The organism is Pseudoduganella sp. R-34, from assembly GCF_049904655.1.
In the GTDB taxonomy this organism is placed as follows: Bacteria; Pseudomonadota; Gammaproteobacteria; order Burkholderiales; family Burkholderiaceae_D; genus Rugamonas.
Genome location: NZ_CP184572.1, coordinates 4,883,252 through 4,896,789, shown reverse-complemented (window position 1 = coordinate 4,896,789; position 13,538 = coordinate 4,883,252). Strand labels below are relative to the sequence as shown.

The window sequence follows — 13,538 nt, the reverse complement described above, 5'->3', positions numbered from 1 at the left end:
CTTCAGTCCAGGATGTGGTAGCCGGCGTCGACGTACAGCGTGTCGCCGGTGATGGCGCGCGCGGCGTCGCTGACCAGGAAGGCGCATAGCGCACCGACGTCGTCCACCGTGACCTTGTGATGTAGCGGCGCGCGGCGCTCCGCGTTCGCCAGCAAGGCGTCAAAGCCCGGGATGCCGGAAGCGGCACGTGTAGCCAACGGGCCGGGCGAGACGGCGTTGACACGGATGCCGTGCGGGCCCAGCTCTGAGGCGAGGTAGCGTACGCTCGACTCCAGCGCAGCCTTGACGGGGCCCATCACGCCATAGCTGGCGACCACTTCCTCCGCCCCCAGGTAGCTCATGGTCAGCAGGCTGCCGCCGTCTTTCATCAGCGGTTCGGCCAGGCGCGCCAGGCGCAGGAATGAATGGCAGGAGATGTCCATGGCGCGCGCAAAGCCGGCAGCCGAGCTGTCCACCACGCGTCCCTGCAGGTCGGCGCCTGGCGCATAGGCGATTGAATGCAGGACGAAGTCGAGCTTGCCCCATTGGGAATCGATGGCTTCGAACAGGGCTTCCATCTGCTGCGGCTGTTCCACGTCGAGCGGCAGCCGGAGCGGCGCATCCAGTTCCTGCGCCAGCGGTTCGACGTGCGGCCGTGCCTTGTCGTTAAACCAGGTGATCGCCAGCGTGGCCCCGGCCTCGTGCAATGCGCGTGCGCAGCCCCAGGCAATGCTGTCGCGGTTGGCGATGCCGACCACCAGTCCTTTTTTTCCGTCCAGTGAAAGTCGCATCTTACTTCTCCATCACGTAGTTGCCGGGCGCATCAGCGCCAGCCGGAGCCAGCGCCGGCGGCGCCACGCGCGGCCCCGAGCGCGCGGCCAGCCAGCTTTGCCAGGCGGGCCACCACGAGCCTTGCTCCTGGCGCGCCACGGCCAGCCATTCGTCCGGCGACAGGTGGTGCGCATTGGCTGCGTGGGTATGGATCTGGTATTGGCGATGCGGCGAACCGGGTGGGCTCACGATGCCGGTGTTATGCCCGCCGCTGCACAGCACGAAGGTGATCTCACCGCGGCTCAGCGCGTGGAATTTGTAGACCGAACGCCAGGGCGCCACGTGGTCGGACTGGGTGGCCACCATGAATGCCGGCAGCACGACGTCGCCCAGCGCAACCGGCTTGCCCTGTACGGAATAGCGGCCGGCGGCCAGGTCGTTGTCGAGGAACAGGCGGCGCAGGTATTGCGAATGCATGCGCGCCGGCATGCGGGTGGCGTCCGCGTTCCAGGCCATCAGGTCGTTGGGGAATTCTTCCTCGCCGAGCAGGTAGCGGCGCACCATGCGCGACCACAGCAAGTCATTGGCGCGCAGCAGCTGGAAAGCGCCCGCCATTTGTTCCGCACGCAGCACGCCGCGTTGCTGCATTTGCGCTTCCAGCACGCCAAGCTGGCTGTCGTCGATGAACAGGCCCAATTCGCCCGGCTCCGTGAAGTCGGTCTGGGCGGTCAGCAAGGTCAGGGAAGCCAGCCGGTGGTCTTGCTCACGCGCCATGGCAGCAGCGGCAATGGCGAGCAGCGTGCCGCCCAGGCAGTAGCCGCCCGCATGCACGCGCTGGCCCGGCATGATGTCGCCGACTTTGCCGAGCGCCGCGAACCAGCCTTGCTCAAGGTAGTCGTCCATATCCAGTTCGCTTTGTGCGGGACCCGGGTTGCGCCAGGAAATGCAGAACACCGTGTGGCCGCGTTCGACCAGGTAGCGCACCAGCGAGGATTGGGCCGTCAGGTCAAGGATGTAATACTTCATGATCCAGGCCGGCACCAGCAGCACCGGCTCGGCATATACCTGTTCGCCGGCGGGCGCGTATTGCAGCAATTCGATCAGGTCGTTACGCAGTACCACCTTGCCCGGCGTGCTCGCGAGGTCCCGCCCTACCTGCTGGTGCGGGCCGGAGGGCGCAGTTTGGCGCTGCGCCAATGCCTGCTGCCAGTCGCGCAGCGCCAGGCAGGCGCCACGCGCCAGGTTGCAGCCGCCCTGTTCGATGGTGGCGCGCAGTACTTCCGGATTGGTCCAGAACTGGTTGGCGGGCGAATACACATCGAGCAGGTTGCGGGCTGCAAAGCCGACTTGCGACTGATGATGCTCCGATACGCCCCAGACATCGCTGCTGGCAGCCTTCCACCATTGTTCGGTTTGCAGGAAGGCCTGGTGCCAGGTATTGAACGGCCATTGCTGCCACTCGGGCGCAGCGAAGCGCCGTTCGCTTGCCAACGGCGCTGGCGCGTGACCGCGCGCGCTTTCCAGTGTGTAGCGCGCCAAGGCGCAGGACTGGCGCAGGGCAAGCTGTCCCAGTTCGGCGCACTTGCCGGGCGAGACGGCAAGGTGCAGTGCCCAATCCGTTGCCGCCAGCAAGGCGGATGCGATCGACAAGGAGGAGCTGGCGTTGGCCAGGCTGGCATGCACCTGCTGGTCCAGCTGTTCATAGGCTGTGCGTGGGGCGTGGGAGCTAACTGGCATGGGCGGTTCCATCGTTTTGGGCCGGGATCGGATATTGCGCTTCACTTTAGGGAGTGGAGTGCGATCTTTCCTTGATCTGGATCAAAACGAGAACGAACGTGCTAAACCATTGCCTGTCACGCCCGGAAATGGAGTGCGCAGCATCGTGATAGAATTTGCAAGATCGTCAACTCGACCGGCGATTCAAGTTTGGCTGCGCAATGCTCCACGCTGCGAAGCTCCCCACAATTCAGGCATTTGAACAATGAATCGAGCAGTTTCGGAAGAACTTCAACGCATCGGGGTCTCACAAGCGCAGGCTGAATCCATCGCCGACGATCTCTCCGGGAACGACGCCCGTACCTTGCTATCTGAATTGCTGCAACGCGGGCTCTGGAGCCTGGTCATTGACGAATCAAGTCCCTCGAAGTTGCCAGTGCTTGGCGGCGATGCCGTCAGGCGACTCCTGGACAAGGGCGTCGACGTGGACGACTTGATGGATGTCGTCCGCGAGACCCAGGTAGACATGATCTACAGTGTAGCCAACCTGATCGACTGGCCGACATACGAACTCGAGCTTGAAGAGCCGTCTGGATTGACGATGTTCGTCGGTCTTCAGGAATCCGGCGAAAATGCGCTTCCGATCCATGACCTGCACTCCTGCCTCATGAGTCGTGACCCTTCCGGCCGGCATGGCGAGCCGCGAGCGATTGAGGTCCGTCAATTCCAGAAACTCGGTGAGGATGAACAAGAAAACATCCTGGATTTGCTGCAGGAGCGGAAGCTTTCGGCCGCAGCTTTGCTCTGGAAAAAATGCATAGGAGGGGAATTGAAGGAATGTATGAAGGCGGTTCAAGTATTACACGAGCAGCTCACATAAGCCTCTATGACTACCGACAAGGCAGCGCAACAGCAAAATACCTTGAAGCGCGAACTGCTGTCCGCGTGGCAGTCGTTCGGCGACCGCTATCCCGACGACGACTTCTATGCGTTCGGGCTGTACACCACCGACACGGCTTCCTATTGTGGCGCGGTTGCTTGCTCTGAGCAGGGGCTCGAGTCGGCCGCGGACAACTACGCTGAACACTATGGCTCGAATTTTGAGCTGCACCGCCAGTCACTGCGTTGGAGCATCGGCGACTCGCCATTCTTCGATGAGGGCCTCGACATGATGCCGCTCACGAATGAACTTCGCGCTCTGGAGCCCGATCCATACTCAGACGGTGACGAAAGCGAGATCGAGGCGTCGCGTGAGCGTTTCTTCGCGGCTGCCTTCGCTGCCATCAAGGAGCTTGACGACGAAGGCATCTTAGGCACAGGCCAAGCGCGTGAAAGAGTCATTCTCAGTGTATGGCTGCACGACGAGAGTCACGCAATGAAGCTGGACGCCGCAGCAAAACTCAACTGCCGGCCTTCGGTGGAACGGTATTCGGCCGAACTCGAGGCAGGCCTGGATGCTTTCAATAAATGGCGTCCGATTCCGCAATCGCAGCGTTGAACGACAATACTCACGTGATATTTGGAGAGTTTTTACTTGCATTGCGCAAGCTATGATGTTCACGATCTGGCCTCTGCGAGGCGCCAACGTTTCAACGATTGAAGGGCTGGCATAGGCGGCCCTTTTTTTCTTCTATGATCAAAGAACAACACGCAACTAACGTGGACCTTGCCGGCTTGCTGTCGGTCCTCGGCAAGCATCTCTATTCCACGCCCCTGGTGGCGGTGCGGGAGCTGATCCAGAATGCCCACGACTCCATTACGCGCCGACGCATCGAATGCCCGGATTGGCAGGAGACCGGGAAGCTGAAGCTCGACGGCGACAAGCTCAATGGGGTGCTGCGAATCACCGACAACGGTTCCGGCTTGTCGGAACATGAAATCCACGCATTTCTCGCCACCGTCGGCGCGGGCTACACGCGCACCTTGCGCACGCAAAGCGATGCCCTGATCGGCATGTTCGGCCTCGGATTCCTGTCTGCTTTCGTCGTGGCTGAGCAGGTCACGGTCACGACCACTTCTTACCAGGAGCCCGGCCAGACCTGGCGCTACCAGTCGCAGAATGGAGAATCCTACACGGTCGAACCGGTACCGAACGATGGCCTTGTCGGAACCTGCATTGAGCTGAAGCTGCGCCCGGCGCACCGTTACCTGGCCAGCGCATCCAGCCTGGAACGCTTGCTGGGGCATTACTGCGCCTTGCTCCCGGAGCCAGTCTATTGCGGCGATGTCCGCATCAACGAAATGACACCGCCATGGCGCCAGGCGGAGGGCAATGTAGTGGAGCACCCGCTGCAGCAGCGCAAGCGCAGCCTGGCCTTTGCGGCCCGGTTCGAGCAGCAATTCGAACCCATTTGCACGATCCCGGTGAAGACCTCCGCCAGCGATGTGCGCGGCATTCTCTGGATCCAGGACGGCGCGACTTACAGCAGCAGCGACAACCGCAACCTGAAGGTATTCGTGCGCGGCATGCTGCTTGACGATGATGCCCGCGACCTGCTGCCGCGCTGGGCGGGCTTTGTTGGCGGTGTCATCGAGTCGCAGGACCTTACGCCAACTGCGAGCCGCGAAGACCTGCAGCGCGACGCCCATTACGGATTCGCCCAGGCAGACCTTCTCGATTCGCTGGTGAAGGGGCTGGCCGAAATCGCGGCCGGACAGCCGGCGGCATGGCGCCGCATACTGACCCGTCACAATGAGGCACTGATGGCGGCGGCACTGTGCAATGATGATCTGTTCACCTTGCTGTTGGACGCAGTGCGTATTCCAACGTCGCGTGGCGACCTGTCCTTGTCGGAGCTGCAGGGGCATGGCCCGATCCACGTCAGCCTGGGCGACAGCGGCGGTTTCGAAGACATGGTGTGCCGGGCCATGCATATCCCGGTGGTGAAAGGCGATCGCTACGCCGTACACAGCTTCCTGCGCCGCTGGGCGCAGCAGTGTGGCGGTAAGCTGGTTGAAATCGGCACCGAAAAAGGCAACCGGCAGCTGTTTGCCGAGGCCGAGCTGCCGGACCACCACACCGAGTGGCTGAAACGGCACCTGGGCAACGGCGAACTGCTGGTGCCTGCACGCTTCATGCCCGCGCACCTGCCGCTGGTTGTTGTCCCAGACCGGGATGCCGAATTGAAGGAAAGGCTGGAGTCGGACGAGTTAGACCAGCGCATCGCCCAATCGGCGCTGCAACTGGTACGCCAGTTCACCAGCAATATTGACGGCGAGATCAAGGCCCGGCTGTACATCAACCTCGAAAACCCGGCCATTACCAGCCTGCTGAACGCGTATCGCGAACAGGGTGAAACGGCCGGCTGCCTGCATGCGCTGAAGCTGCTGCGCTCGATGAAGATCGTCATGATGGCCGGCGATACGAGCAAGCTCCCTGCAACGGAAGGCCTGACCGGCGCCTTGCATGACATCAGCCAGCTTGTACAGGTATTGACCCGGTCTCAAGCAACAACTGAATAGCAAGGAATCAAATGGATATCTGGAAGTGGGTTTTCGACACGCAGCGCGACCTCGAGGAGGCCGGCAACTACCGTCTGGCGGAGCTCATTAACGAGATCCCGAGCAACGCGAGCGAGGGAAGGCTCGAACTCGCGCAAGCTGCGCTGCCGGAAGCGCTGGCGGCCGCACGGGCAGCGCGCCTGCCATGGCTCGAAGTGTACTTTCGCCACTGGACGATCAATCCACGCGTCTGCACGCGAAGGGAAGGCGAGGCAGCCCTGAAAGACACGGTGTCGCTATTCGAATTCGCGCACCGGCCGGAAACCGTCGACTGCCCGCAAAGCGTCTGCACCACGCAGGACATCGCCTGCTGCTATGCGAACGTGGACGGCGCCGGCTATGCAAATGACCGCATCGCGGTGTGCAAGGATACCCTGGCGCGCATCGACAGCAGCTGGGGGTGTTTCCGTTGCATCAGCAGCGAGATGATGAACGCGCTGGTGGATGCCGCAAAGCCGGAGGAGGCCTTGGCGTTTGCAGAACGACAGTTGCCTCAGCTGCAGGAGACCGGCGCCGATCAAAGCGTCGACTGGTTCGAGCCGCTGGCGCAGGCGCAGTTCGCCGCTGGCCAGTACGAAACGGCGCTGGCGACCCTGGACTACATCGAGGAGCAAGGGTTTGACAGCGATAACCCGCCCAAGCACTACGCCCGTTCCTGCATGCGTTTCCGGCTGCTTGCGCTGCTCGGGCGATCGGAAGATGCATGGGCGATGCTGCCGCCGGAAGAAAAGGGGCGGGAGTTTGGCGAATGCCTGGACCTGTCGGTTGGCCTCGAAGTCCTGCTGCAGAAAGCCCCGGAGCGCAATGACTACCTGGTTGGCCGGCGTACTGCGGCCGCCGTGCGCCGCTACAGCGCATCCGGCTCGCATCGCCTCACGCTGGATGCACTGGCACCGCACGTGCGGCTGGCGGCCGCCCGCGGTTCGCGCTGGCCGGCAATGCAAATGCTCGAGCTGGCGCGCCCCCATCTTGGGAAACTGAAGCAGCCATTGGGCGCTCCAGAGGCATTTGCTGAACTGGAGTCAATGGTGGCCGCCATGCCTGCTGTACGCGAGTTGCCAGTTCCGGCGAGCGAGTTGGCTGATTACATCCGGCAGAGCGAATCCCGGGATGCCGAGCAGGACCTCGAGCTGCTGCTGGCGGGTGCCGCCAGCCTGCCGTCGGACGCCGGCCTGGCCGTGCTCACATCGTGCGCCATGCGTGCCTGCGGCGGAATGGAGGCTGCCCGCGCGTACCTGTGGTCCTTCCTGCGAGCGAATCCTCGCTCTGATGCCGTTGTGGAAGAACTGGAATCGGTGCTGGTCGAGGTTCGCGACGAAGCCGGCGTGCAGGCACTGGCCGGCATGTTGCGCGAATCCGATCCGATCAGGGCCCATTTGTGCCTTGCCCGTTTTGCGTTCAAGGGCGAGCGCTGGAGTGAGGTCGGCAGCAACGCCAGGCTGGTGCTGGAGATGGAGCCTGGCAACGGTCAGGCGCGAGCCCTGTGGTCATATGCGTGCATGCACATGGGGGACTACGAGCAGGCGCTTGCGCTGTTCGAACAGTCGATCGAGGCAGATGGCGCCACCGGCAACACATATTGGGAAGCGATCGTCGCCGCTAGCGTATTGGGTCGATGGGATCGGGTGCGTGCGTTGGGCGCGGCACTTGGCATGGAGTTCGAGGCCGGCGAGGGCCCGATCGAGGAGAAGTGGGGCGTCGTGCGGGTGCAGTACGAAGACGACGGCGAAGTGATTGAACGTTACGCTCACCGGACCGGGCCCGTCACGGCGCGCATTGTCTCGCTATCGGGTTCCAGGCGGCGGCAGACCTTTGGCCAGCTGGTCGTATTCCATCCGCAGCCATTGGAGGAGCGGCCGGAAGGCGAAGAAGAGGACAGCCAGTTCGTGCAACTCTACAAGGTCGTTAAAGTCATTAAGCAAAGTAGCTTCGGTACCAGCTACCTGGTCGATGGCGTGCATCCAGGCGAGTCCGCATTGAATGTCCTCACCGAGGCGTTTTCGGCGCGGGGCTGGAAATGGGTCGTGCATAGCGAGAAGGACTACACGGTCTTCGACACTGAAGCCGAAATCGAGCATCCTGGCGTGTATTTCCTCGTTGCCGCTCCCGTTAATACCGCTGCTGCCGTCATCGACGAAACGCTGCGCGAACTGACCGCCGGCTTCGAACATCCCATGTGCTGGACAGGCCTTGCCGAAGCCGCTGGCTCGGATGTCAACCACCACGAAGCGCTCATGGAACGATACGAGCTGTGATCAGAGGAGGATCGCTAATGTTAGTCAGGCGCGTGGACCCCCGTTCCAAAGTTACCGCAGCTTTCGATCCAGCGCGCTTTGGGGGATACCAATCAGGCAGCTCGCATCTCGCCTTGAAGACTAATATGTCGATAACTGGAGCCATATGATGATTACCCGTACCGCTACCGTTCAAGACGTTCCTCAGATTGCCGAAATGGTCGGTGAGCTGCTTGCTGAAATCATGGCGGCCATTGGCGAGCAGGCGTTCAATTTCGATCTGGCGGTTACGATCGAGCGGCTGGGGGCCTTCCTCTCACAAGAGAAGTACTTTGTCTTCGTCGCCTTTGATGGCGATCGCCCAGCCGGATTCGTGGCGCTTTACGAAAGCTACGCGCTGCATGCTGAGGGGGCCTTTGGCACGATCCCCGAGTTCTATGTTCGCCCGGCCTTTCGCTCCAAGGCATTGGGTTTGCAATTGCTTTCCAAGGCAAAGGCTTTCGGCCGTTCGCGCGGTTGGAAGCGGCTGGAGGTGACGACGCCACCGTTGCCCCAGTTCGACAGGACGCTCGCATTTTATGAGCGCGAGGGCTTTGCAATCAGCGGTGGCCGGAAACTGAAGGTGTTATTGTGATCGAGGGACCTTTTTATCATGGTACCAAGGCCGACCTGAAGGTTGGCGACCTCATTGAGCGCGGCTTTTCCTCCAATTATGGAACCAGGCGGCAGGCCAATTTCGTCTATCTCACTGCGACCCTGGAAGCGGCAACCTGGGGCGCGGAATTGGCCGTCGGCGAGGGGCGGGGCAGGATCTACATCGTGGAGCCGACAGGTCCGATAGAAGATGACCCAAACCTGACAAACAAGCGCTTCCCCGGCAACCCTACCAAGTCATATCGTTCTCGAGAACCGCTGCGCATCGTCGGTGAAGTGGCGGAGTGGACGGGCCATCCACCAGAGCGTCTTCGTGAAATGCTCGACCACCTTGAGAAACTCAAGGAGCAAGGCATTGAGGCGATCGAAGAGTAAATCGCTGACCTGGCTGGGCATGCGGCTGTGGGCTTGGCGGCTGGAGTATTATTTGCGGAAATCGGATGGAGGGATATGATGGGATACGCTGGAAGTATAGGCAGGGCAATTAAAGTGAATCTCGCGACGATCCTGCTGGCCGTGTTCGCGAGTTCGGCGCAGGCGCATCCGCAGGCGACGCCTGCATACGATGCCGAGCTGGCGAAGTCATTGGGCGGGAATGAGAACGGCATGCGCAAGTATGTGTTCGTGGTGCTGCGCTCGGGCCCAAACAAGGTGCCGGCGGGGCAGGAGCGAACTGAGATGTTCGCCGGCCATATGGCAAATATCCAGCGCCTGGCCAATGAGCGCAAGCTGGCTTATGCCGGCCCGCTGGATGGCGTCGACGGCGCCCGGGGCATCTTTATTTTCGCGGTTGAGAGCATCGACGAGGCCAGGGCGCTGGTGGCCACCGATCCTGTAATCATCAAAGGCGAGATGGTGGCGGAATATCACTTGCACTTCGGTTCGGCGGGCCTGATGATGGTGAACCAGGTCCACTCGCAAATCATGAAGCCGGCGGCGAAGTGAAATTTTCAACGGTTCGTACTTTCGCCATGTCGCTGCCTGATGTCAGCGACGAGCCGCACCACAACTTTGGCTCGTTCCGCGTGAAAGGTAAGATCTTCGTCACCGTTCCACCGGGGGAGGATTTTGTCCATATTTTCATTCCCGATGAGAAGCGTGATGAGGTGCTGGAGCTGTATTCCTCTTTCGCCGAGAAGCTGCTGTGGGGAAGCAAGGTGCTGGGCGTGCGGGTCGAACTGGCGAAGGCCGATGCAGCGGTAGTCAAGCGCCTGGTGAAGCAGGCTTGGGAGCATAAGGCGCTGAAACGCAAGGGTGCCTGAGATTCGCGCTCAGGAAGCGACCGTTCATCCCCCGGAATCGACCATTCGTCGGCTCGGCCAACTGTGCGGGACAGGCCGGCATTAGCATCCAGTTTTTTGAGGAGGCCAGGCCGTGACGAAACTACCCGCAATTCTCTTTGCATCACTCTCCCTTCTGCAAGCCACTTGCGCGATGGCCGCAACGCCGCTCGAGCAGCGTCTTGATGCCGCGCTGGCGCCAATGTTCAAGCCTGGCTGGCCGGGCGCCACGGTCATCGTCACGCGCGACGGCAAGCCGGTTTTCCGCAAGGCTTACGGCCTGGCCAATGTGGCTGAAGACACGCCGATGCAGCCGGACATGCAACTGCGCATCGGCTCCATCACCAAGCAGTTCACGGCAGTCGGCATCCTGATGCTGGAGGAGCAGGGCAAGCTGTCAGTAAAGGATGACGTGCGCAAGTACCTGCCGGACTTCCCGGACAAGGGCAGTACCATCACGATTGAACACCTGCTGCAGCAAACGTCCGGCATTCCGAACTACACCGCGCTGAAAGGCTTCCGCGATTTGCCCGATGAAGGCGTGACTCTCAGGCAGGTGTTCGATGTGTTCGCCAGGGAGCCGCTCGACTTTGCGCCGGGAGATCGCTACAGCTACAGCAATTCAGGCTATTTCCTGCTGGGCCTCATTATCGAAAAGCTGTCCGGCATGAAGTATCACGACTTCGTTGCGAAAAACATTTTTGATCCGCTTGGAATGCAAGATACGGCGCATGAAGGGTTCGAGCGCAGCGGCAAGCGCCACATCAAGGGCCACCGCCTCAACGGAACGCAGATCGTGCCGGTGAAGGATATCGACGTGACCCTGGCCTATTCGGCGGGGGCATTGGTGAGCACCGTGGACGACATGGCGCGCTGGGATGCCGCTGTCAGCAGCGGCAAGCTGCTCAAGCCGGCCACCTGGCGCCAGGCCTTCACTTCCTGCCGCTTGCCGAAGGAGGCGCCCTGCAACTATGGCTACGGCTGGAATATCGGCGCGCTTGCGGGCCACAGGATGATCCACCATGGCGGCTCGATCCCGGGCTTTACCGCGCAGGCGCTGCGGCTGCCTGACGACAAGGTGTTCGTGGCAGTGCTTACCAACGGCAACGGTGGCGCGGTGAACACGCCAGTGATTGCCCACAAGGCGGCAGGTATCGCGATTGGCCGGCCCTTCACCGATTTCAAGGCAATCACGCTGGCGCCGCACGCGCTGGACGCCTTCGTCGGCACTTACGTCAGCCCCGACAGGATCAAGCGTGTGGTGCGCCGCGATGGCGACAAGCTGGTCATGCAGAGGGAAGGGCGCGATGCGGCGCCGATCTTCGCACACGCGCCGGACAGCTTCTTCATGGAGGGATCGCTGGCGAGCCTGGAATTCCGGCGTGGTGCGGACGGCGCGGTCCACAGCCTGCTGGTGCGCCAGCCCGGCGCAGACGAGACCGCATTGCGCCAGTAAAAAGAGGCCGCCAGCGCAGTTCCTGCTGGCGGCCCGGACGTGCCCGCGGCTAGCGCGTCATGAGGGAGGCATAGGCCAGCGGTTTATCTGGCAGGTCCTCATCTTGATAAGCGATGCTGCCACTGACATAGCCCTGGCGCGAGATGACGATGTTGAGGGTCATGGAATTGTCGACCGATTCGAACATGTTCTCGCCCGTCGCTATGATTTCCCTTTCGGTTTGCTTGCCCACCTGGGCGTACAAGTGCTTGCCTATGCGGTTGATATACATCTTCTTGCCGTTTGACAGATAGTATTCGCCCTTGTACGCATGCAGGTCGTCCGGCCATACAAAATATGGCTGGGGTTTGGCGGCCGGGATGATGACTCGGCCGGCATCGGCTTGTTGCTGCGCGGGGACTTGTGTACAGCACACGGCAAGCCCCAGCATTGCAATCGTTCTTTTCATGGCGCCTCCTTTTTTACCGCGAGGCGAATTCCACCAGCACCGGCAAGAGGCCGGCGCCGCGGCTGCTATCGACATAAGCGACATTGCCGGTGATCTGGCCGTCCCAGGTGTATTTGATGTGGACGGAAAGCTGGCCGTCCACTGCGCTGAACTTGCGCAAGCCCGTGGCGATCATTTCGTGCTTCGGTAGCGAGCCAATCTGGCCGTACAACCTGGCGCCTTGCCTGGTGAGGTACAAGGTCTTGCCGTTGGCGAGCTGGTAGTCGCCAATATATTCAAGGATTTCGTCGGGCCACAAAGTAAGCGGCTTCACGTCCTTCTGGGCAGGCACCACAACTGTTTCGACCGAAGTCTGGCTCTGGGCTGGAATGCTAAATGCGAAGAAGCCCAGGCCGCACGCGAGCAATAGGCGTTTCACGATAGCCTCCCATGGCGTCAGCGCGATGCAAACCGGATGCTGATGATCTTGGGTTCAATGCCTGCCACCGAAGGCGATTCGTCGACATAGTTCAAGCTGCCGCTGACGGAATTGCCGTTGTCCCACACCAGCTCCATCCACATCTTGCCATCGAGCGCCAGGAATTGCCCGTTGCCGGAGCGGGTGATTTCGTGTTCGCCCTGTTCGTCGACGCGCGCATACATGCGGTTAGCCTTGCGAATCAGGTAGAGCGTCTTGCCGTTGGAAAGATCGTATGCGCCCTTGTATTTGCCGAATTCGTCGGGCGACATGTAGGTACGATTAACCTCTTTCGAGGCGGGGATCAAAACTTTTTGTTCGGTGCTCTGTGCGTACGCCGAAAGGGCGAGCGCGAACAGGCAGCCGGTAGCCACTAACCGCTTCATGATTGCCTCCATTTTTTTGGTGTGTGGCCAGGACTCTAAAATTGCCTGGCTCTTTCAATATAGCGCCCGGTTAGGCGGATTGCTATCCCTGCGTCGCATTGGTTCGTGGCCGCGGCGCGCAGGCTTTCGCCTGCGGTTAACGCGAGGCTATTGAGAGGGGGGCGTGGGCCGGCTTCTGGTCGGCTACGCTAGACGAAAAGTTCAGTTCGCCGGTGGCGGTATCGTCGTCGATCCAGACGATGTTCATATCCATGCTGCCGTCGGCGGCAGTGAACTTGCCGTCGCCTTGCCACAGGATTTGCCGCCGCGGCTGTTGGCCAACTTGCGCGTAGATATGCATTGCAGTACGCGACAGGGTCAGGGTCTGGCCGTTGGACAGGGCATAGGCGCCCTGGTATTGGTAGAACTCTTGCGGTGAGATGAGCTTGCGCTCCATATGCATTTGCTTCTGCGCGGGCACAACCACCGATTGGTCAGCGCCGGTGCTGCTTTGTGCTGCTGCGCTTGCAGCGAGGACAAGTAGCCCAGCGGCAGCGAAGTATCGCTTCATGACTGCCTCCATTCGTGGACCAAGGGTGCCAGGCCTCAATTGTTGTCTGGCACTTTTCAATATAGCCTTGGCAGTGGCCGACGGAAGTTCAATATTTTGATGAAAC

15 protein-coding genes are annotated in these 13,538 nt (G+C 61.0%); 9 read left to right on the top strand and 6 right to left on the bottom strand.

Going from position 1 to position 13,538, the window contains the following annotated elements; translation table 11 throughout:
• Window positions 1–2: 2 nt before the first annotated feature.
• Together fabI and ACN9MW_RS22415 are read right to left on the bottom strand one after the other, a co-directional pair.
• Window positions 3–770: an enoyl-ACP reductase FabI gene (gene fabI / locus ACN9MW_RS22420; RefSeq protein WP_426162828.1), complete on the bottom strand. Its 768-nt coding sequence runs from the start codon at window positions 768–770 to the stop codon at window positions 3–5.
• A 1-nt stretch (window position 771) separates the two neighbouring features.
• Entirely contained in the window at window positions 772–2,487 is a 1,716-nt protein-coding gene (locus ACN9MW_RS22415; protein ID WP_426162826.1) for a PHA/PHB synthase family protein, read from the bottom strand.
• A 244-nt stretch (window positions 2,488–2,731) separates the two neighbouring features.
• Between ACN9MW_RS22415 and ACN9MW_RS22410 the strand changes: the two genes are divergently transcribed.
• The 9 genes from ACN9MW_RS22410 (at window position 2,732) to ACN9MW_RS22370 (ending at window position 11,591) form a co-directional block, all read left to right on the top strand.
• Window positions 2,732–3,346 carry a hypothetical protein gene (locus ACN9MW_RS22410; protein ID WP_426162823.1) on the top strand — a complete coding sequence of 205 codons (615 nt, stop codon included), beginning with the start codon at window positions 2,732–2,734 and terminating at the stop codon, window positions 3,344–3,346.
• A gap of 6 nt (window positions 3,347–3,352) precedes the next feature.
• Complete coding sequence (locus ACN9MW_RS22405; RefSeq protein WP_426162821.1) at window positions 3,353–3,964, top strand: DUF4303 domain-containing protein; 612 nt, start codon at window positions 3,353–3,355, stop codon at window positions 3,962–3,964.
• A 134-nt stretch (window positions 3,965–4,098) separates the two neighbouring features.
• On the top strand, window positions 4,099–5,928 hold the full coding sequence (locus ACN9MW_RS22400; protein ID WP_426162818.1) for an ATP-binding protein: 1,830 nt from the start codon (window positions 4,099–4,101) through the stop codon (window positions 5,926–5,928).
• A gap of 11 nt (window positions 5,929–5,939) precedes the next feature.
• A complete protein-coding gene (locus ACN9MW_RS22395) occupies window positions 5,940–8,222 on the top strand; it encodes a hypothetical protein (RefSeq protein WP_426162816.1) in 2,283 nt (760 codons plus the stop codon).
• A gap of 145 nt (window positions 8,223–8,367) precedes the next feature.
• Window positions 8,368–8,835, top strand: coding sequence for a GNAT family N-acetyltransferase (locus ACN9MW_RS22390; RefSeq protein ID WP_426162814.1), 468 nt, complete (start codon window positions 8,368–8,370; stop codon window positions 8,833–8,835).
• On the top strand, window positions 8,832–9,230 hold the full coding sequence (gene arr, locus ACN9MW_RS22385; RefSeq protein WP_426162812.1) for an NAD(+)--rifampin ADP-ribosyltransferase: 399 nt from the start codon (window positions 8,832–8,834) through the stop codon (window positions 9,228–9,230). Before ACN9MW_RS22390 ends, arr begins: the two co-directional genes overlap by 4 nt.
• A 114-nt stretch (window positions 9,231–9,344) precedes the next feature.
• Window positions 9,345–9,800, top strand: coding sequence for a YciI family protein (locus tag ACN9MW_RS22380; RefSeq protein WP_426162810.1), 456 nt, complete (start codon window positions 9,345–9,347; stop codon window positions 9,798–9,800).
• Window positions 9,797–10,117 (top strand): MmcQ/YjbR family DNA-binding protein, encoded by a 321-nt coding sequence (locus ACN9MW_RS22375; RefSeq protein WP_426162808.1) that lies wholly within the window; start codon window positions 9,797–9,799, stop codon window positions 10,115–10,117. The genes ACN9MW_RS22380 and ACN9MW_RS22375 overlap by 4 nt, the downstream gene beginning before the upstream one ends.
• Window positions 10,118–10,229: 112 nt before the next feature.
• Entirely contained in the window at window positions 10,230–11,591 is a 1,362-nt protein-coding gene (locus ACN9MW_RS22370) for a serine hydrolase (protein ID WP_426162806.1), read from the top strand.
• Window positions 11,592–11,640: 49 nt separating this feature from the next.
• Here the strand turns inward: ACN9MW_RS22370 and ACN9MW_RS22365 are convergent, their stop codons facing one another.
• The 4 genes from ACN9MW_RS22365 to ACN9MW_RS22350 form a co-directional block, all read right to left on the bottom strand.
• Window positions 11,641–12,039 carry a hypothetical protein gene (locus ACN9MW_RS22365; protein ID WP_426162804.1) on the bottom strand — a complete coding sequence of 133 codons (399 nt, stop codon included), beginning with the start codon at window positions 12,037–12,039 and terminating at the stop codon, window positions 11,641–11,643.
• A gap of 13 nt (window positions 12,040–12,052) precedes the next feature.
• The gene (locus ACN9MW_RS22360) at window positions 12,053–12,457 is read right to left on the bottom strand and encodes a hypothetical protein (RefSeq protein WP_426162802.1); all 405 of its coding nucleotides are present in this window, start codon (window positions 12,455–12,457) and stop codon (window positions 12,053–12,055) included.
• Between the two features lie 17 nt (window positions 12,458–12,474).
• Complete coding sequence (locus ACN9MW_RS22355; protein ID WP_426162799.1) at window positions 12,475–12,882, bottom strand: hypothetical protein; 408 nt, start codon at window positions 12,880–12,882, stop codon at window positions 12,475–12,477.
• Between the two features lie 136 nt (window positions 12,883–13,018).
• Window positions 13,019–13,432, bottom strand: a complete 414-nt coding sequence (locus ACN9MW_RS22350; protein WP_426162797.1) for a hypothetical protein — start codon at window positions 13,430–13,432, stop codon at window positions 13,019–13,021.
• Between the last annotated feature and the right edge of the window lie 106 nt (window positions 13,433–13,538).

Excerpts from the sequence above, each read along its gene's own strand:
- fabI (WP_426162828.1), bottom strand. The coding sequence starts at position 770 with ATGCGACTTTCACTGGACGGAAAAAAAGGACTGGTGGTCGGCATCGCC.
- ACN9MW_RS22415 (WP_426162826.1), bottom strand. The coding sequence starts at position 2,487 with ATGCCAGTTAGCTCCCACGCCCCACGCACAGCCTATGAACAGCTGGAC.
- ACN9MW_RS22410 (WP_426162823.1), top strand. The coding sequence starts at position 2,732 with ATGAATCGAGCAGTTTCGGAAGAACTTCAACGCATCGGGGTCTCACAA.
- ACN9MW_RS22405 (WP_426162821.1), top strand. The coding sequence starts at position 3,353 with ATGACTACCGACAAGGCAGCGCAACAGCAAAATACCTTGAAGCGCGAA.
- ACN9MW_RS22400 (WP_426162818.1), top strand. The coding sequence starts at position 4,099 with ATGATCAAAGAACAACACGCAACTAACGTGGACCTTGCCGGCTTGCTG.
- ACN9MW_RS22395 (WP_426162816.1), top strand. The coding sequence starts at position 5,940 with ATGGATATCTGGAAGTGGGTTTTCGACACGCAGCGCGACCTCGAGGAG.
- ACN9MW_RS22390 (WP_426162814.1), top strand. The coding sequence starts at position 8,368 with ATGATGATTACCCGTACCGCTACCGTTCAAGACGTTCCTCAGATTGCC.
- ACN9MW_RS22365 (WP_426162804.1), bottom strand. The coding sequence starts at position 12,039 with ATGAAAAGAACGATTGCAATGCTGGGGCTTGCCGTGTGCTGTACACAA.
- ACN9MW_RS22355 (WP_426162799.1), bottom strand. The coding sequence starts at position 12,882 with ATGAAGCGGTTAGTGGCTACCGGCTGCCTGTTCGCGCTCGCCCTTTCG.
- ACN9MW_RS22350 (WP_426162797.1), bottom strand. The coding sequence starts at position 13,432 with ATGAAGCGATACTTCGCTGCCGCTGGGCTACTTGTCCTCGCTGCAAGC.